The organism is Candidatus Erwinia haradaeae (genome assembly GCF_900698955.1).
Taxonomy (GTDB): domain Bacteria; phylum Pseudomonadota; class Gammaproteobacteria; order Enterobacterales; family Enterobacteriaceae; genus Erwinia_E; species Erwinia_E haradaeae_G.
Map to the genome: position 1 here is coordinate 282,223 of NZ_LR217720.1, position 19,858 is coordinate 302,080.

12 protein-coding genes are annotated in these 19,858 nt (G+C 33.5%); 9 read left to right on the forward strand and 3 right to left on the reverse strand.

Annotation, left to right across the window (positions count from 1 at the left end; genetic code table 11):
* Positions 1-68: 68 nt before the first annotated feature.
* Positions 69-1,169 (reverse strand): glycosyltransferase, encoded by a 1,101-nt coding sequence (locus tag ERCILAFE3058_RS00875; protein WP_157989604.1) that lies wholly within the window; start codon positions 1,167-1,169, stop codon positions 69-71.
* 3 nt (positions 1,170-1,172) lie between these two features.
* On the reverse strand, positions 1,173-2,300 hold the full coding sequence (locus tag ERCILAFE3058_RS00880; RefSeq protein WP_157989605.1) for a glycosyltransferase family 4 protein: 1,128 nt from the start codon (positions 2,298-2,300) through the stop codon (positions 1,173-1,175).
* 2,283 nt (positions 2,301-4,583) lie between these two features.
* Here ERCILAFE3058_RS00880 and pgm point away from each other — a divergent pair.
* The gene (pgm, locus tag ERCILAFE3058_RS00885) at positions 4,584-6,230 is read left to right on the forward strand and encodes a phosphoglucomutase (alpha-D-glucose-1,6-bisphosphate-dependent) (RefSeq protein WP_157989606.1); all 1,647 of its coding nucleotides are present in this window, start codon (positions 4,584-4,586) and stop codon (positions 6,228-6,230) included.
* Between the two features lie 442 nt (positions 6,231-6,672).
* Positions 6,673-7,467 (forward strand): 23S rRNA pseudouridine(2605) synthase RluB, encoded by a 795-nt coding sequence (gene rluB / locus ERCILAFE3058_RS00890; protein WP_157989607.1) that lies wholly within the window; start codon positions 6,673-6,675, stop codon positions 7,465-7,467.
* 95 nt (positions 7,468-7,562) lie between these two features.
* Here rluB and ERCILAFE3058_RS00895 read toward each other — a convergent pair whose 3' ends face one another.
* Positions 7,563-8,462, reverse strand: coding sequence for a sugar phosphate nucleotidyltransferase (locus ERCILAFE3058_RS00895; protein WP_157989608.1), 900 nt, complete (start codon positions 8,460-8,462; stop codon positions 7,563-7,565).
* Between the two features lie 465 nt (positions 8,463-8,927).
* On the opposite strand from ERCILAFE3058_RS00895, the gene ERCILAFE3058_RS00900 reads away from it, so the two are divergent.
* The 7 genes from ERCILAFE3058_RS00900 to nusB all read left to right on the forward strand — a co-directional run bounded on the left by ERCILAFE3058_RS00900 (position 8,928) and on the right by nusB (position 19,829).
* Entirely contained in the window at positions 8,928-9,263 is a 336-nt protein-coding gene (locus tag ERCILAFE3058_RS00900) for a Grx4 family monothiol glutaredoxin (RefSeq protein ID WP_414973850.1), read from the forward strand.
* 513 nt (positions 9,264-9,776) lie between these two features.
* On the forward strand, positions 9,777-10,418 hold the full coding sequence (gene yfhb, locus ERCILAFE3058_RS00905) for a phosphatidylglycerophosphatase C (RefSeq protein WP_157989609.1): 642 nt from the start codon (positions 9,777-9,779) through the stop codon (positions 10,416-10,418).
* Between the two features lie 2,971 nt (positions 10,419-13,389).
* Positions 13,390-15,834: a glycerol-3-phosphate 1-O-acyltransferase PlsB gene (gene plsB, locus ERCILAFE3058_RS00910; protein ID WP_157989610.1), complete on the forward strand. Its 2,445-nt coding sequence runs from the start codon at positions 13,390-13,392 to the stop codon at positions 15,832-15,834.
* 197 nt (positions 15,835-16,031) lie between these two features.
* Positions 16,032-17,057 (forward strand): NAD-dependent epimerase, encoded by a 1,026-nt coding sequence (locus ERCILAFE3058_RS00915; protein WP_157989611.1) that lies wholly within the window; start codon positions 16,032-16,034, stop codon positions 17,055-17,057.
* Positions 17,058-17,730: 673 nt separating this feature from the next.
* Entirely contained in the window at positions 17,731-18,831 is a 1,101-nt protein-coding gene (ribD, locus tag ERCILAFE3058_RS00920; RefSeq protein ID WP_157989612.1) for a bifunctional diaminohydroxyphosphoribosylaminopyrimidine deaminase/5-amino-6-(5-phosphoribosylamino)uracil reductase RibD, read from the forward strand.
* A gap of 90 nt (positions 18,832-18,921) precedes the next feature.
* Entirely contained in the window at positions 18,922-19,395 is a 474-nt protein-coding gene (gene ribH / locus ERCILAFE3058_RS00925) for a 6,7-dimethyl-8-ribityllumazine synthase (RefSeq protein WP_157989613.1), read from the forward strand.
* 14 nt (positions 19,396-19,409) lie between these two features.
* Complete coding sequence (gene nusB, locus ERCILAFE3058_RS00930) at positions 19,410-19,829, forward strand: transcription antitermination factor NusB (protein ID WP_157989614.1); 420 nt, start codon at positions 19,410-19,412, stop codon at positions 19,827-19,829.
* Positions 19,830-19,858: the final 29 nt, after the last annotated feature.

The window sequence follows — 19,858 nt, forward strand, 5'->3', positions numbered from 1 at the left end:
AGAGATTATTTTCATAGTTTTTCGTGCTCTAGACTAGATTGGTAGTTTAGGTGAGGTATAATGTAAGATTACATAGCGAGATTTAAATATTGTTGACCAATTACTGTGGCGTCATAGATCATTAGTTTTTTTTTATCCACCGGAGCGGGTGGAGCGAAATATACTTCTTGCATTTTTTCTGCTAGCGCATGACTATTTAACGCTGTTAGCATGTGATCCATACCAACTTTTTCTAGAATTTCTGTAGGCCCACCTGGACAGCGCGTACTCACAACCGGTGTTTCACAAAGTAATGCTTCAATAAGTACATTACCAAATCCTTCGCTGTCTGAGCTAAGTATTAACATTTTTGCATTTTTAATTAAAGGATAGGGATTTTGATGGAAACCAGTAAAAACAACTCGTTCTACAAGATTTAATTTGTCTACTAGTCTTTTTATTTCATTAATGTATTGTATCTGTCCAGAACCTACCAGTACTAGGGGGGCGGGAATGTTTGATTCTGCATACGCAAATAATAGGCGATCGTGACGTTTATGCGGATGAAAACGACCTACATGTATTAGGTATGGCGAACTTGGTATCTTATATTCTTCATTAGCTTTAGTGAGAATATTGTTAATGTGAAATGGGTTATTAATGATGGATAATCGACGGGGTGTAACAGAAAGATTGAATATTAAATCTTCTGCTACTGATTGGGAAACAGATATAATATTTTTATTAGAATAGAGCTGGGTAATTTGTTGTTTTTTGATCCAGCGATCTAGTCCATGGCGATGTCCTAAGAAAGCAGTAGACAACATGCCATGAACACAAAACCATATATTATCAGAGCAAATGTGAGAGGAAGAGACAATGCGGTCAGTATTATATAAATGAGAAAAAATAAGGTCGTATTTTCCATCTTTTTTTTCATTGAGTGAAATGAATTGATTCAGTGCATACGCAAATCGCGAGCGCGTCGTAAAATTTTTCCACGAGAATGGGTAGGTGCTTGGTTTCAGTTCTTGATATTGTACTTCTTTTGGTAAAGTGTAATGACAGATATTACGTAGTGATAACAGACTGATCCAATGCCCTCTTTGACGCATTTCCTTACACAATGTCAAGACGACCTTTTCAGCTCCTCCGCCAGGGAGGCCATCAATAATCATTAAGATACGCATAGGTTAATCCAGAATTTTTTTATAAAGGGAGAATAGTTGTTGAGATAAGTGTTTAGAAGACAGGGGCATAACTTTTGCACGAGAGTAGATACTGCTTTGGCTATTACCAGTGGTGGTTAATGCAATTATAGCATCTGTTAAAGCGCTAATATCTAGTGCATCGCAAATATATCCATTTATACCAGGTGAAATAAATTCACTACCGCCACAAGTAGTGGAAGAAATAACCGGTAAGCCACAAGCTAGTGCTTCAAAAATTGCATTAGGGCATGGATCGTACAATGTAGGTAGTAGTAATCCATCTGACGCCTGATACCATGGGCGTACTTTTACCTGTATGCCAGCAAAAATGACGCGGTTAGCACAGCAAAGTTTTTTAGCTATGGCTCTATATTTTTTTTCTGCTTTATCCCGACCAATAACTAGTAGATAAGAATGAGTATTTGCTATGGCATGAATGGCTGCCGCCAGTCCTTTGCGTTCAAAACCGGAGCCAACATAAATCAAAATATGTACCCCTAATGGCAAAGAAAGATTTTTTCTGATTTGTACACGTTGATAATTATTTACTGGAAAAAAATTTTGAGTGTTAATGGCGTTATAGATAACATGAATCTTATTTTCACTGATCCCAAATTCTTCGATAATTTCTTTTTTTACCATTTGTGAATTACATATGATCGCTTTGAGTATCGGAGATTGATATAGTGCGCGTTCCGCTGCTATCACATGACGATGATAACGGCTAGTGAATAATAATTTTTGTCGCCATATTGGTAGAATACGACAGCGTTGTTTTAACCATTTTGTATGGACACCGTCTCCTGCACGATATATATCACATCCGGCAATACGCTCATGACTTTGGACTATCTGAAAACCTTCACGATGCCAGAGCGCTCGTGCAATTTTTGCAAAGTCTCTTTCACGACTAACACGTCCCCATTGGATTGGATTACATAGATGTATCTTCCAGTGTGCTTCTGTTTTATGCTCCCATTCACGGGTAATAATGTTAAGATTGATCATCTTTAAAAGTGAAAGTGCCTCTAACACAGAAGTAATAAACTTTTCTGCACCGCCATCAAGACGATATCTCTGTCGTACTATTGCAAATCGAAGTATTTTCATAATCAAACTTCCCATCTATAAGTCATAAAATATACTAGGATAGTATAAAATAATTTTTATATAATGTGATTTTGTCAATTTAGTAATAGTGTACTAATAGTCATAAACTTACTATTTTTACCTTTATAATGTTTGTGAAAATACGTGGTGAGATGCAACAGAAGTATACATTTTATTTTAATACTCATGTAATACACCGATTTGCAATACAATGTGTATGGATACATACATGTATGTGGTCAGTATCTTAGTGATTTCAATATACTATATTATGTTAAGAAAATAGACTATTACTCTACGAGCATTTAGTGCATGAACACATTATATATCATGAGATTGCATCCTTCACTTTTAAGCGAGTGAATAGAGATATGGAATAGAATTATAATAAATATACATAGAGGGCTATAATAAAGAATGATAGTTCTATTTTAGGGTTTTATAAATTATACGTATGATATATAGATTGGAATGTGTATCTTAAATATTTTTAGTTTTTGGGACTATGATAGAAGAAGTTAACATAAATCGCATGGAATATTCATTCATGCTATAATAAGTAAGTAGATGATAGAGAAACATTCCAGAATTTTCTTAATTTGTTTTATAGTGGTTTTATTAATGATATATGAAAAATATTTTTACGCAAAATAATCTTATTTAGTGTGTATTTTATTATAGGCGATATAGTTGCACTGTGAGATGTAAATATTAAAATGCTATAATTCAAGTTTGGTTATTTTAGTTGATGCATTTTAATATTATTTGTTTTGTTTATTATTTATTTTTATCATAAAATTCATTGTTTAATGGAATTCAGTTATAATAATAAATATTTTTATAATGATAATATAAATATATTATTTACAATAAATACTATTTTGTAAAGTCTATATTATAATGATTGCACCTTATGTTATAATATTGATTATATTTATAATATATATACGCATAGCGTATAAGTTATAAAAGAGGATTTATCCTTTAAATCTATATGTAAAAATTTTTTTATATACATTTTACCTATCAATGTGATGTATTGAGTATGATAGTAATACACTTATGTTTCATCATCCTGTGTATTAGGCGTTGTGCTTGCAGTACAGGTATGAGTTTATAAATTTCATATAGCAGTATATGAAATTAGATATGCATATTAATTAATTATTTTTCATAATATAGTAATAAAAATATCTTATTAAGATTAATTTACATTCTATATTGCATGTGTTCAAGGTACGTCATCATATTATAAATATCATATATTTTTATAGAATATAAGTTCTATTATTGATATTTTATAGCGAGACATGATAAGAAATATGCATCTTGCATTATTATTAAAATCATATGAAAAGGAAGGATGAATAAAATATATGTAAATTATTAATTATTAATTATTAATTATTAATTATGTATTAATAGTCTTGTACCAAATAAGAGTGTGTAGTACATTACAAGAAAATAAAGGTATGATCGATAGTATCGCCATATATGTTTGCAATTATGATTACATTTTCCGGAAGAAAACAAATGTCACTGATATGAAAGTTCATGTATTTGAGTCAGCATATCACGGTAATGATATATGACATCATATGTATGATATGATTTTATAAACTAATTTTTAAATATAAAATTATGTTATAAGCATCCTAAGATTAATGATGATTTAGTAGTATTGAAAATAATATATATATACATTATAATTCATTGAAAATGCTTACATAGCTACTATGATAATGATAAAATATAATGGGTTGTAAAGTATTTCCCGTACCCCTATCGCAAGAAATGTTCGAATTCTCCTTTATTGGTAGCGCAGAAAATATTAGGATGTCATATCAACTACAGAGCCACATCTACCATGATATGGCATTTTTCCATAGTAGCATATGACATATGTGTGTACGAACAACGAAAAAGTGTAATAAAATCATCATTTTTAATGTTTTGCCAACAGCAGCGGAGGTAGGACATTATCCTATACAACCCAGCGGATTACTCAAGAATTTGTTGGCAATAATGAACAATCAGTCATATAGTGATATTATCAATATAATAATATCCGAGCGCATCATATCTAATTGTATGTAGAGATTTAGTATGTATTTTGTATACATGTTAATGCCGTCTGTCAATATAGAGTTTTACATCAGCATGTAATTTTTATGAATAAATAATATTTGATGGGCAGTTAGTTATAAAGTGAGCTCTGCAGAGATTCGATAAATGTATACATCCCACCTCCCCTGTAATATTTAGCATGAGGAAGCAGAACCTATGGGATCTTGCTCCTGGGCTGGGCAACGGGCCCGGCAGAGTGATTTAGTGAATGTAGCGCAATTAACTTCTCAATATTATGTTCTTCGGCCGAAGACTGGCTATGCTGAGCACGCGGTGAAGTTTGGCACTTCTGGGCATCGTGGAAGTGCTATGCGTTACAGCTTTAATGAAACACATATTTTAGCGATTACACAAGCTATTGCTGAAGAGCGCATTAAAAATGGGGTGACAGGTCCTTCTTATGTAGGAAAAGATACACATGCACTGTCGGAACCAGCAATGATCTCGGTATTAGAGGTATTGTCTGCCAATGGTGTAGATATTATCTTACAAAAAGATAATGGGTACACGCCAACACCTGCTATCTCTCATGCAATTATCGAACACAATAAATGTGGGGGCTTACAAGCTGACGGCATTGTGATTACGGCATCCCATAATCCGCCAGAAGATGGTGGTATTAAATATAACTTATCAAATGGTGGACCAGCACACACTAGTTGTACTCAACGCTTATCGGCGCGTGCTAATGCGCTCATTCAGAATGGTTTAAAAGAAGTCAAACGAATGACGTTAGAGGAAGCATGGGGTAGTGGTCATATTAGAGAAGAGGATGTTCTCCAACCTTATATTGAAGGTTTATTATATATAGTAGACATACCAGCCATACAGAAGGCTAATTTAAAAATTGGTGTGGATCCACTAGGTGGTGCTGGTATTGCATGTTGGCAGCGTATTGCGGATTTTTATCATCTTGATCTTACTATTGTGAATGATGTGATTGATCAAACTTTTCGTTTCATGCACCTGGATTATGATGGTATAATCCGCATGGATTGTTCATCACACTCGGCAATGACTGGGTTAGTAGCGCTACGTGATAAATTTGATTTATCATTTGCTAATGATCCAGACAATGATCGTCATGGTATTATTACTCCTTCTGGTCTTATGCATCCTAATCATTATTTGGCAGTGGCTATTCATTATCTATTTCAGAATAGACCGAAGTGGCACAAAGAGGTCGCGGTCGGTAAGACACTAGTTTCTAGTTTGATAATAGATCGCGTGGTGCAAGATCTTGGTCGTAAATTGGTAGAAGTACCAGTGGGTTTTAAATGGTTTGTAGACGGTTTATTTGAGGGTAGTTTAGGTTTTGGCGGTGAAGAAAGTGCCGGTGCTTCATTTTTGCGATTTGACGGTACACCATGGTCCACTGATAAAGATGGTATTATTATGTGCCTATTAGCCGCAGAAATTACCGCAGTGACTGGTAAAAATCCGCAACAGTACTATAATATGCTCGCTAAACGCTTTGGTGAATCAAGTTATATTCGCTTACAAAGTCCAGTGACATCTATGCAAAAAATAGCATTAATGCATTTATCACCTAATATAGTGGGTGCTCATATGTTAGCAGGTGAAGTTATTCGCGCTTGTTTAACAGAGGCGCCAGGGAATGGAGCATCTATTGGTGGATTAAAAGTAATCACAAATAATGGATGGTTTGCTTTACGCCTGTCTGGTACAGAAGATTCCTATAAACTTTATTGTGAGAGCCTTGTGGGGATTAAACATCGTAATCAAATAGAACAGGAAGCGTTGCAGCTTATTGATTTGATCTTTAAAAAATTACATCGATAGTATAATCATTGTGGTGGTAGTACATGCACTTTATACATTGCATTTATAATCACATTGTGTAAGTGCATCGCATCTTCACCTTTACCAACAAGATAACACTGAAATGATGATTACATGCGGATAGGTTATAATGATATAATGTAATATGTCTTCCAGGTCTTGGAGTACATGTGAGAATTGCAAGTGTGAGCACAACATGATGTTTGGTTCATAGAAGAGCAAATGTACATGTGATAATGATATAGCTATATAGTATAATAAAGTAATCTATGAACAGGAAATTCGTGCTTACCTGTATCCATATTCTATTGTTACCTCCTAATTATTATTTGTAATGATGTTTCAATCAATGGACTAAGTTGGTATGTCATTGCATATATTTATATATCGCTATCATAATTTTATATTCAGTTTTTCCAAACGGGCCTATAAAGGGATTTTTATGAGCGAAAAATTACAAAAATTTTTAGCACGTTTTGGGTGTGGGTCGCGACGTGAAATAGAAAGAATGATTCAAGCTGGACGTATTAGTATTAATGGTAAGTTATCCCGTTTGGGAGAGAGAGTACAGTGGAACCCGACACTGCATATTTACATAGATGATCAGTTGATAGTATGTACTGATGTATTTTGTACAAAATGTCGCGTCATAGCTTACTATAAAATAGAGGGAGAGTTATGCAGTCGTCATGACCTGCACAGACGGGCTACGGTATTTGATCATTTACCGCCATTACATACAGAACGTTGGGTTTCTGTGGGTCGTTTAGATATAAATACTGGAGGTTTACTACTATTTACTACTGATGGTCAATTAGCCCATCGCTTAATGCATCCGCGTTACAAGGTGGAAAGAGAGTATGCAGTACGGGTGTTTGGGTTTGTTAACGATAAGTGTATTAATCTTCTGCGTAATGGCGTGATGTTAGATGATGGGTTAGCGTATTGTACAGCCTTGAAGTTTGCCGGTGGATTAGGAATGAATCGGTGGTATCATATGACTGTACTAGAAGGTAGAAATCGAGAAGTGCGCCGCTTGTGGGAAGCTATAGGTGTAAAGGTGAGTCGTCTGATACGCATACGCTATGGGGATGTAGTATTACCGAAAAACCTAGTACGTGGATGTTGGAGGGAACTTGATTTACTTTCTGTGAACTCTCTGCGTCATCGAGTAGGATTGGCTTTGCAGACGGACGCTCGGAAATATAAAACGTGTGTAAAAAATACAACATTATAAGAAGAAAATTAAAATGTTCCGTCATAACAGTTTTTTTATTTCTGCTGCATGATTCTCTATGTTGAGAAGAGAATTAAAGATTTATCGTTGCATGGTTAACATTGTGTGCTATGCAACCAAGCTTGGAATTTATTACCTAGTAGTTTATGATGCATGCTATATTTAAAGAACGCTTGCATGTAACCAAGTTTATCGCCGCAGTCATAGCTTTCACCTTTTAGAAAATAAGCTTCTGTTTTTTCTTGTTTTATTAGCAAGGCAATGGCATCTGTTAATTGAATTTCTCTATTTCTCCCTGGAGTGATTTGAGTCAGTAACGGCCATATTTTTGCAGAAAGTACATAGCGACCTACTATTGCTAGATTGGATGGTGTTTTGTGTTGGATAGGTTTTTCTATAACATCAACTATAGTGGAATGGTTAGCTGGTTTGAATTGATTATCTAAACAATGAACTACGCCATAATTTGTGACATCATTGACTGGTTTAACCATGATTTGACTATAATGGGTTTGATTAAATCTTTTTATCATTGCGGCTAGGTTATCTTGTGATAGATCAGATGTGTATTGGTCTAGCACAACATCTGGTAAAATGATAGTCACCGGATTATATCCAATGATTGGCCATGCACAACTTAAGGCGTGGCCAAGTCCTTGTGCTAGCTCTTGCTGAACTTGCATAATGGTAACATATGGTGGACAGATAGACTGTATGTCTTTTAGTATTTTTTGTTTTTTCCGTTTTTCTAAAATGGTTTCTAATTCAATGTTAGAATCAAAGTATTGTCTAATAGATTTTTTAGAGGAATTTGTTACTAAAACAATGTCATGGATACCAGCAGAAATACACTCATGCACAACATATTGAATTAATGGTTTATCTACCAGTGGTAGCATTTCCTTTGGGACCTCTTTTGTTACAGGCAACATACGTGTCCCGAAACCAGCAACGGGGATTACTGCTTTCATTATATTTGAATGACGGGTAGACATTACCTAGTTCTCCTTATCGACCGTAAATGACCGTAAGTGTGCGTGATTTGATGCATCATCGAAGGAATGTATATGATTTAGTGAGACCGTGGCTGTTAACAGCTACATCATTTAGTCTATTATACTACTATACTACTATAGTATTAGAACCATAGTATAACTATGAAGAAACTATCTCCTGTTGTGTAGTTTTGTGCATGTCTTGTAAGGTGTATGGTATATGTATTATATCCCAAGTGTTACTTGTAAGCATATAAGTATATACCACACATAGGATATTTTGAATACATTAAGATAATATAGATAATCTATTGTAATAAAGATATAAATTTGCTTAGATGGGTATCTTATATGGGTATCCGTGCAATATAGCTTAGGACGATGATATCAATATTAATTTGTGAGAGATGACATGGGAATTAGTTCTAGAAATCGAGTATGGAATATTATTTTTAGGAGGGTATCGTGAATACTGTTGAGATCATTCAACGCCAAATTATAGAAAATCCTATCTTACTGTATATGAAAGGTTCTCCTAAATCACCCAGTTGTGGGTTTTCAGCTCAGGCCGTTCAGGCACTAACAGCGTGTGGAGAGCGTTTTGCTTATATAGATATCCTGCAAAACCCAGACATTCGTGCGGTACTACCAAAATATGCTAATTGGCCAACTTTTCCTCAGTTATGGGTTTGTGGTGAGTTATGTGGTGGTTGTGACATTATTCTCGAGATGTTCCAAAAAGGTGAACTTCAAAAGCTGATTACAGATGCTGCACAAAGAAAATATAATCTTCCGGATTAGGAATTCGAAAGAGGTATAGATATAAAAGAATATTTTTTTGTTTTTTTTTGCATTTGGAGCAGCATCAGGATCCAAAGATTATAGTTTAGGGGTTTCGTTTTTATCTGTAAGGTATTATCATTATTGTTAGATAATGCCCTCATAATACAATGTTGTGCTGTAGAATTAGCATAGATCGTTTTTATTTAAATTTTTATAATGTATCCAAAGTATACAGAGTAAGCCACACCTAACATTGAATGAAAGGGAGCATCTGAACAACGTTCCAATCTTGATAATTCTGAAAACAGATATGGTATAACGAGCGAGAGAGTACTAATGACAGATTATGTTTCAATCTTATTTAATGTTTAATCCTTTATGAACCTAGTATGAGATATCATAGAAATATATATTAGAGGTGATCAGTAAGGGGCTTACATGCATGTACTGTGTATCCAATACACCTCCTTATATATTTTCTATTACTAAAAACCACTTAACAAGGCGTGTAGAGTCAGCGAGGTATAGTTTTTGATCGCTCATCCTAAGCGACGTATTGTTTTTTTTGATCTTGATGGTACTTTGCATCAACAGGATATATTTAGTGCATTTATATACTGGTTATTATGGCGGCATATGTTAAATATTTTTGTACTTTTACCATTGTTGCCTTTTGTTGGAGCTGGACTACTCATCCAGGGTCGTACAACGCGTTGGCCTGTTAGTGTAGTGTTATGGTCAGTGACTTTTGGTCATAGTGAGTCTATGTTGTTGAAGCGAGAAAAGCAATTTACTTGTTGGTTCTGCAAACGCTTAACGCCTTTTCAAGTAGTGCGTCAACGACTCATAGAATATTTGCAATATGATAATACTGATGTCTGGTTAATTACTGGCTCACCAAAATCCTTAGTAGAAATGGTTTATTGTGACACGATTTTTTTTCCGCGCGTTATGCTGATTGCTAGTCAGATGGCGCGAGCTTATGGAGGTCGTATACTAATTACAAGGTGTGTGGGAGATGAAAAAGTTAAACAATTAATTAAGCGAATCGGGGAGCCCTTACAACTAGAAAGCGGATATAGTGATAGCCAGCAAGATGATCCTCTTTTATTTTTTTGTCAGCATCGTTTTCGTGTTACTCAATTTGGAGAGATTCAAGTTTTAGAATACTAAGTAACATAAGTACTATAATCACGTATTTACGGACTGTTTCTGTATGTATAATTTTTACGCGTGTTATCTTTCAAATGCAGATCATTTAACCCTTACAAGTGATCATAACTTGAAAGAATAGTTAGTTGTCTTTTTTAGAATAACCAATGCTATGTTTTTAAAATTTTATAAGGTATAAGGAAAAGAGTGCGTAATATTGAACATATTGCAAATCAATAAAATTAAAATTTGATTTATATTTCACACATGCAATATTTTTATTACATTTTTACATATAGATAAAGACACTGGCAATATTATTGCATATATTTTGAATATTTTATTATTGCATAATTACTGATATTAAAGTAGAGCATTTCTTAAAAAGAAATTTTTAAAAAAATAAATTGTTTTTATAAGATGATGTATTTTATTATTAATCATACATGATGGTATAGTAGATATAAGATAGGCGGTCAAATGAAGTCATAATTTAAATAATTATTGTGTTTTTATAGGCTTGTAGTAATCTAGTGCTCACTAGATTTAGTATACGATAGTGAAATATTAGCATGTTAGGTATCAGTATAAAATATTGTGGATTTTACATAGCTCATCATAATCTTTTCTACTTATAATATATTATATAATAAGTAAAAACATATTGGAGTATCATATTTTATATTAAATGATTTTTTGTATATAAAATATAATAATTAAGAGTGATTGACAATCACTTCCCTGTACCAACCGTCCTATATTAGCAGGATTTTATTTTTATCTATCCATTCACGCTTCTCCAATTTTCATCATATACTATTTTTGTACATTTTTACATTGATGTTCTATATGATGTCACGTCATATGTGACAACATATCGTATGATGTATTCAGGACGATCACAAGGTTTAGTTCAGTTATATGCTATTTTATGCAGGGGTTGTATTCAAACTTTTTACCATTTTGGAGATTGTTTAGGAAAAGTAAGTCGATAGAGGTTAGTTGTAATAATAATGATTTATTCGCAGTTTTTGCCCATATTGAGATACTAGAAGTGCAGCATGAAGTACAGCATATCGCATTTTATCTATACCACGCCTATTCTACTTTGTAGCATATGGCTTAATGGTAAGGTGATGAAGATCATATACATGTATTCAGCCTATATGTATGATTATTATTATTTAAGATGTATACGATCTGACAAAGATACGCTATATAATAAAAATTTTCATATGTGCCTGAGATTCATACAGAAAAGGTTAATTTTTATTTATTACTATAGGAAGTAAAATATATAGATATTAAAAATATTAATGTTTTATACTATGAGTTAGTTTATTTTATTATCTCTATTTCATTAGTTTTTCTATCGATTACACAGGATTCTTATATTCTTGTTAGATTTTATCAGGATATATATCTATAAGATATTATGCTTTGAATAGCACAAAATATTATGTGTTATTTTATTAATATTTGCAGATAAATTGAGATAATATCTATCTTATTTTTATAGTAATAGTCAAAATAAATACTTTACTATATTCTGTCCTGATTTTTTTATTTATGTATAATATATAATTATGCAATTATTCGGAGATTCCAGTATTTTATTTTTATAATAAGAGGTATATTATTAATATATATTAAACTCGCTATATACACTTGTGAACGTGAAAAATATGCTTGTTTATCATAATCAGTACTCAAGACGCATAGACATGTATAAATACTGTACTAGAAGTAACAATAATATACTCTGATACTAGAGTATCATCATATTTTATGTGTATAAGTAATGTTGATGAAGAAGTAAGGTTTATATTTAAATTTATGTTATTATTTTATGTGAATATCGATCATGTATAAGATATGAGTGAAGAGCATAATTTTATGATAGTGAACTAAGAGTTACATAATGCATAGCACAAAGAACAGTAAGTGTAATCATAGCCGATATAAAAATATGTAACAATTGTTTTTGTAGGTGTAAACTATAGAGTTTTATATATAAAATACGTTATTTTCTTGTAATAAAAGGATTCAGTTTAATAAGGGAGGGGGTTTATTGCATGTTAAAGGACCATCGGTACTATAATATTAGTGCGTACATTTGCAAGCAATGTATTATATTGTTTTTTAAAAGATATCCGTAATATACGATAGCATTAATATAGAAAATAATATAAAACGTAGTAATATGTTGATCATCATCACTATATTTTCCAATAGAATGAGGTATGTGTGATGGTATTTAAATATACTTGTATGCCAATACAAGCCAAAAAATCCATGAGGTAAGAAAACAATAGTATATGCTTAATGAATTTATTGTAGTGCATAAATGTACGGATATGCTTGTAGTATTTTAATACATGGTCTCATTATGGTACATCAATAATAATACGATGTTACATTATATATACGAAGATCTTGTAGACATGTCAATACTTTATGCACTACATATTAATCATCTTTGGAGGTAAATGAGAAGTGTTAACGATCTATCTTAATATTATTATATTCTATTAACGCAGAGAGTTTTATAGTAAATATTAGAGATAGTTATGACAGGTATATTGTTTTATGTTAATTGCTACAATATTTTTAATATTTCCATTAAGATATGGACTGGAGATAGACTCATATATGCAAGATATCTCTCGAATACTCACTTTGTATCAACGTTTCCTTGTGGTATTACTATCATCTTAGAGTATATTTTTAGTAGCGTAAACTAAGAAATATTATAATAGTTTGTATTAGCACCATAGAAAAATGATACGTACTACTTGGTCTTGATTTACAATGTTATTATGAAAATAATAAATGAATATAAGAAATCTACTTTATTTCTATATTTTATGATATAATTTATGCTATATGATTTAGCCACCAAAGATTTCATGTATTTAATATAGCAAGTATAATACTATTAGTTTTGTGTATGAGTATCTTGTATTTTACTGAAAGAGGCTTGGTGTAATCTATGTTCATTGGTGGTCGCTCAGGTCATTTTTTCTTTAATAAATTGATTCAAATTTTTGTGCATAGTCAGATTTTCCCCAATAATGTAATTTCCACACTTGATATTGATATAACTCGCCCTATGATGTACCTCCTTCTTGATCACTCCAAGATTGATCTGTTTACATTACGAGAACAATGTCTTCAAATAGATTTACCTGATCCACTAGAACCTCTGGATATTTTTGGACACACTTTTCCGCATTATATGTATCTTCAGGATTTTATCACCACTTGTGCTGCTCGTGTGGTGAAATTGTCATCACTTAAAATATTAAATGATATCGTAGTTTTACATGATTGTTATTCTGAACTTGATATTCAAGTAGTCCCTGTTTCAATAATATTTGGGCGCTTTCCTGGTCGAGAAAGACATACGACTTCTAGGACTAAGAGATATTTAGAATTATTTGGGTTCTATAAATTTTTTTCAGTATGTTTCTGGGGTCGAGATAGTGTAATACGTTTTTTACCAAAAATATCAATACGTGATATAATAATTAAACATGGGTATAACAGCGACATTATCAATAAATTAATCCGTGTAGCTCACATATATTTTATCCGAGAGCGTGTAGTAACTGTAGGCCCACATCTATTAGCACGTCGTGATTTGTTGGAAAAATTATTAAAGTCTAAGGTGATCATTCATGTCATCCGAGAAGAAGCAAATAAAAAACATATTTCTCCAAAAATCGTTCAAAAAAATATTTTATTTTTAATAAAAGAGATTAGTGCAAATTTCTCCTGTATAGCAATTTATTTTACAGATTATCTGATGAGTTGGGTGTGGAGAAAACTTTATCAGGGTATTAAGATTCGTGGTAGTCAGAGTGTCCTGCAGTTATCTCAAAGTGGACATACTATTGTGTATGTACCTTGCCATAGAAGCCATATGGATTATTTGTTACTTTCTTATATTCTCTATCATCAAGGGTTGTTTTTGCCTCATATTGCTGCTGGTATTAACTTAAATTTTTGGCCAGTAGGCATGATTTTCCGTTATTTAGGAGCATTTTTTATTCGACGTGAATTTAGGTGTAATAAATTATATTCGATGGTTTTTCGTGAATATCTAGGAGAGCTATTGCAGCGTGGTCATTCAGTCGAATATTTTATAGAAGGCGGGCGTTCGCGTAGTGGGTATCTAAGATCTCCTAAAACTGGTATGCTTTTAGTCACTTTGCAGTCTATGTTACGTGCAGGTCATCGTCCAATTTCTCTAGTGCCTATTTATATCGGTTATGAACATATCATTGAAGTAAGCGCGTATACAAATGAATTACGTGGTGCCACTAAGAAGAAAGAGGGGTGTATATCCATGGTGCGTGGATTAGGTCGTTTACGTAATTTTGGTCAAAGCTATATAAATTTTGGAAAGCCATTATCATTAGTGAATTATCTGGATCAGCGCATACCAGAGTGGCGTGAGTGTATTAATCAAAACTCTTTGCAACACCCATTTTGGCTTACCCCAGTTGCACATAATATTGCACAAGAGATCATGATACGTATTAATAACGCAGCAGCAGCAAATGCCATTAACTTATCTGTGACTGCGGTGTTAGCGTCTCAGGAACATTCTTTAAGTCGTCAACAATTAACTAAACAACTAGAGTGTTACTTAGATTTATTACACAATGTACCTTATTCGCCCGATGCTACCATACCAGATATGTCCGCTCAAGAATTGATAGAACATGCATTGCGCATGAAAAAACTTACATTACAAAAAGATAGTCTAGGTCAGGCGGTTATTCTGCCGAGAGAGTCTGTGAGGTTGTTGTCCTATTATCGTAATAATATTTACCATATGTTGGTAATACCATCATTGATTGCCACTATTATCATAAAGCACAAAAAAGTAAATCGCATTGAGTTATGTCGTCAAGTTAGTATTCTCTATCCTATGTTAAAAAACGAACTATTCCTACGTTGGCAGTTAGATGAGTTACCTGACGTACTGGATCTTTTAGTATCTGAACTAGTACGTCAAGAATTAGTTAGAGAAGATCAAGGCGTTATTAATGTGAGAGAGGGTGGTAGCGATCAATTAACATTATTAGCTGCAGGTATATGCGACATTTTACAGCTGTACACTATTATTTTCTCAATTTTGATGCATTATCCCAACATTACTCGTAAATGTCTTGTAAAAAAGAGTAGCATTATAGTACAAATTCTTTCTGTTTTGTGCTGTATGCGTGCTTTAGATTTTTGTGATCAGAGTCTGTTAACGTCTATAATTTGTGCAATATACGATGCAGGATATATAAAAGATTCCATAGGGTCTAATGATATACAGGAGATGCATACTCAAAATATTTGTATTGTTCTTTTTGATCTGGTATCACAGGATGTGAGAATGGCGATTGAAAGCGCAGTTAGACGTGATGCACATCTATAGAGTTTTTCTTTTATGATTTACATGCGCAGGTATTTTAAAGAAATTTTAATAATCTTATATCGAATACAAAGTTTTTTAGATGGCAAATGGACTGTATAATATAGTAAAATTATTTTTTAATCATGCACAATCATCGTAGTTTCCATCCTATGTAATATGGTGGGGTATCTTTTGCAATCTATCTTGATGAGGATAATATGAAATTTTTAGTTACTGGTGTAGCAGGATTTATTGGTTTTCACGTCACTAAGCATCTTCTTGAAGATGGTGATGAAGTGATTGGACTGGATAACTTAAATAACTATCATCAAGATATACATTTAAAAATGGCTCGTTTAAAAATTATTAGTGACTATAATAATTTTACTTTTATTAAAGAAGATATCGCGAATCGTGAGGTGATTATAGATTTATTTCGAGTTCATATGGTGCAGCGTGTTATACATTTAGCCGCCCAGGCAGGTGTGCGTTATTCCCTTGAAAATCCTTTTCTTTATGTTCACGCTAATCTTGTAGGGTATTTGAATATTTTAGAGGGTGCTCGTCAATATCACGTTGAACACATTCTATATGCCTCCTCTAGTTCAGTATATGGCTTAAATCATAAAATGCCATTCTCTGTAAACGATGACACAACTCACCCCCTTTCTTTATATGCAGCTACTAAAAAATCGAATGAGTTGATGTCCCACTCCTACTCTCATTTATATGGTATCCCTACTACTGCTTTGCGTTTTTTTACTGTATATGGCCCATGGGGGCGCCAAGATATGGCGTTATTTAAATTTATTCAATCTATTCTTTTAGATGAAGCGATCAGTATATATAATTATGGACAGATGGAGCGTGATTTCACTTATATTGATGATGTAGTAGAGGCGATTATGGCATTGCATCACATAATCCCAACGATAGATAAAGAGTGGGTAGCTGAAAATGGCCAGTTGTCTAGTAGCACAGCACCTTACCGGGTTTATAATATTGGAAGGGGCCAACCGGTGACATTAATGACTTATATTATGGCGTTAGAAAATGCATTAGGAAAAGTTGCAACTATTAAGATGTTACCACGACAACCTGGTGATATGATTGCAACTAGCGCAGATATTAGTAGTTTAATTCGGGTCATTGGTTTTCAACCATTAACTTCAGTGGAAGAAGGTGTGCGCCGTTTTGTAAAATGGTATCAGGAATTTTATGCAAGCAACATACACACCTCATAAGAGTATAGCAGTGGCATTTATTCAGTAATCGACATATAGATTGCTAAAATACTCTATGTAGAAGATGCGACCAGTCGTATGTTTCATGATATATTAAGAGGTCGTATTGTATGGTTCACAGAAGTACTCACTCTATTTCTATTCATGATGAGGATGAGTTAATGCAATATAATGATTTTACAAACATTAATACATAATGCATGATTCATTAATGCAATAGTAAGATGTTTACTAGACTCTACATGTATGTTTATCTATCAGTATTGTTCTGTCTTTTTGTAATAAAATTATCTACTGCTTAGAGTATGAGTACTATACATCATTGATGATCCTACCGTTCTATATATACATTAAATATATTTTTAATAAAAGATACACTTTATATCGTACGTACAGGTAAAAACGTGACGAAGGTAGCATGTTTAGACTTTGTTAAATTTATAAAGAGTAATGACATAAGTTATATTTAACACCATATGCGTGTAGAGAGAGTTAAGAATTCATCACGTTTTTTAAAAATTTTTATGCCTCATGGTATGTATGATAATCTTAAATTCAGAGACTAATAGCAATTCGCAGTGATTTTCGTATATGTAATTTTTACGCCCACGTCTATTTGTTAATTTAATCGTGAATGTTATTACATAATAATTTTTATCTATGGTGTAGAAGGATGAGTGATAAATCTTATATGGCTCGTGCACTAGAATTAGCATATCGTGGACGATTTACCGCTATGCCTAATCCTAATGTTGGATGTATACTAGTGCGTAATGATCATATTGTTGGTGAAGGTTATCACTTACGAGCCGGCGAACCCCATGCAGAAGTGCATGCATTAAGAATAGCTGGAGAGAAATCGCGCGGTGCTACGGTTTACTTAACGCTAGAGCCATGCAGTTATTATGGACGTACCCCGCCATGCTGTGATGCACTGATTGCGGCCGGAGTTAGTCATGTTTTCATATCAATGAAGGACCCAAATCCAAAAGTAGCGGGGCACAGTATCTGTCGTTTGCAGAAAGCAGGGATTACAGTTAGTTATGGATTAATGATGTCTGAATCAGAAAAACTTAATCGTGGATTTCTTAAACGTATGCGTAGTGGTGTACCTTGGGTACAATTGAAATTAGGTTGTTCATTAGATGGTCGTATAGCTATGTTTAATGGGGATAGTCAATGGATTACTTCTTTAGAATCCAGACAAGACGTACAAAGACTGCGGGCACAAAGTTCAGCTATTCTAAGTACTAGTGCTACTATATTAGCAGATAATCCAAAATTAACTGTACGTTATGAAGAATTAGATCGCTCTATTCGAGACGTATACCCAAAAAGTAATTTACGACAACCTATAAGAATCATTATAGATACTCATCATCGTATCACTACAGCACATAAATTAATCCAACAACCTGGAGAAACGTGGTTGATTCGCGATGTGGGTGATATGAATGTTTGGCCCGATACTGTCAAGCAATTATTATTGCCCTATGATAATGGGCGCCCTCATTTAAGATCTATGTTAGAGTACCTTGCGGAACAAGAAATTAATAGCGTATTAGTAGAGGCGGGTGCAGAGTTTTCTGGCGCATTATTACAAGCGAATTTGGTTGATGAATTAATCGTATATATTGCACCTAAATTGATAGGTAATACTGGTCTTGGATTATGTCACTTAAGGGGTTTAGAAAAATTAAGTGATGTGCCCATCTTAACTTTTACAGATATGATTTCATTGGGTCCAGATATCAGAGTGACTTTAGAACCATAGATCATTATACATATTTAATACGAAATAGGTCGATAGTGAATCTGAGACCCTATTCGCTATTAGTATCTTACACAGTCCTAGAAGAAAACTATGAATTTAATTGAAGCTACTATTGTAGCCCCAGATGCGCATATTGCCTTAGTGGTTGCACGTTTTAATCATTTTATTAATAAGTGTTTATTAAGTGGTGCAATAGACACACTAAAGCGTATGGGTCATATCCAGGATGAACATATTACAGTAGTGTGGGTTCCCGGTGCTTATGAGCTACCTTTAATCGTTAAGGTTTTAGCTAAAACAAAAAAATATGATGCTATTATAGCGCTTGGAACGGTAATTCAAGGCGATACTCCCCATTTTGAATTTGTAGCCAGCGCTACTAGTTCTGGTTTAATGAATATTATGACACATACTGATATTCCAGTATCATTTGGTATCTTGACAACACAGAATATTGAACAAGCGATTGAGCGAGCGGGAACTAAAAAAGGGAACAAAGGGGCTGAAGCGGCCTTAACTGCTTTAGAAATGATTAATATTTTAAAAAATATCACAGTATCATAGAAAGAGGACTATCGGTGAACCCTGCTTTTCGTCGTCGTGCCAGAGAATGCGCTGTACAAGCTTTATATGCTTGGCAAATGTCTAAAAATGATATCATAGATATTGAACATCAATTTTTGGCAGAGCAAGACATTGACAATATGGACATTAGTTATTTTCGGGAGATTATTAGCGGAATTGTGACTGATGGTGCCTATCTGGATAAGCTGATGCAACCGTATATCTCTCGTCACATTAACGATCTTGGGCAAGTGGAAAAGGCTATTCTGCGTATTGCATTATTTGAATTAAATAAACGCTGGGACGTTCCATATAAGGTAGCAATCAATGAGGGGATTGAGTTAGCTAAAGTGTTTGGTGCTGAGGATAGTCATAAATTTATTAATGGTGTATTAGATAAAGTGGCTTTAGAGATTCGACCTAATCGTAAATGATCTTTGTGGGTCGTCTGAATCAGTATTGT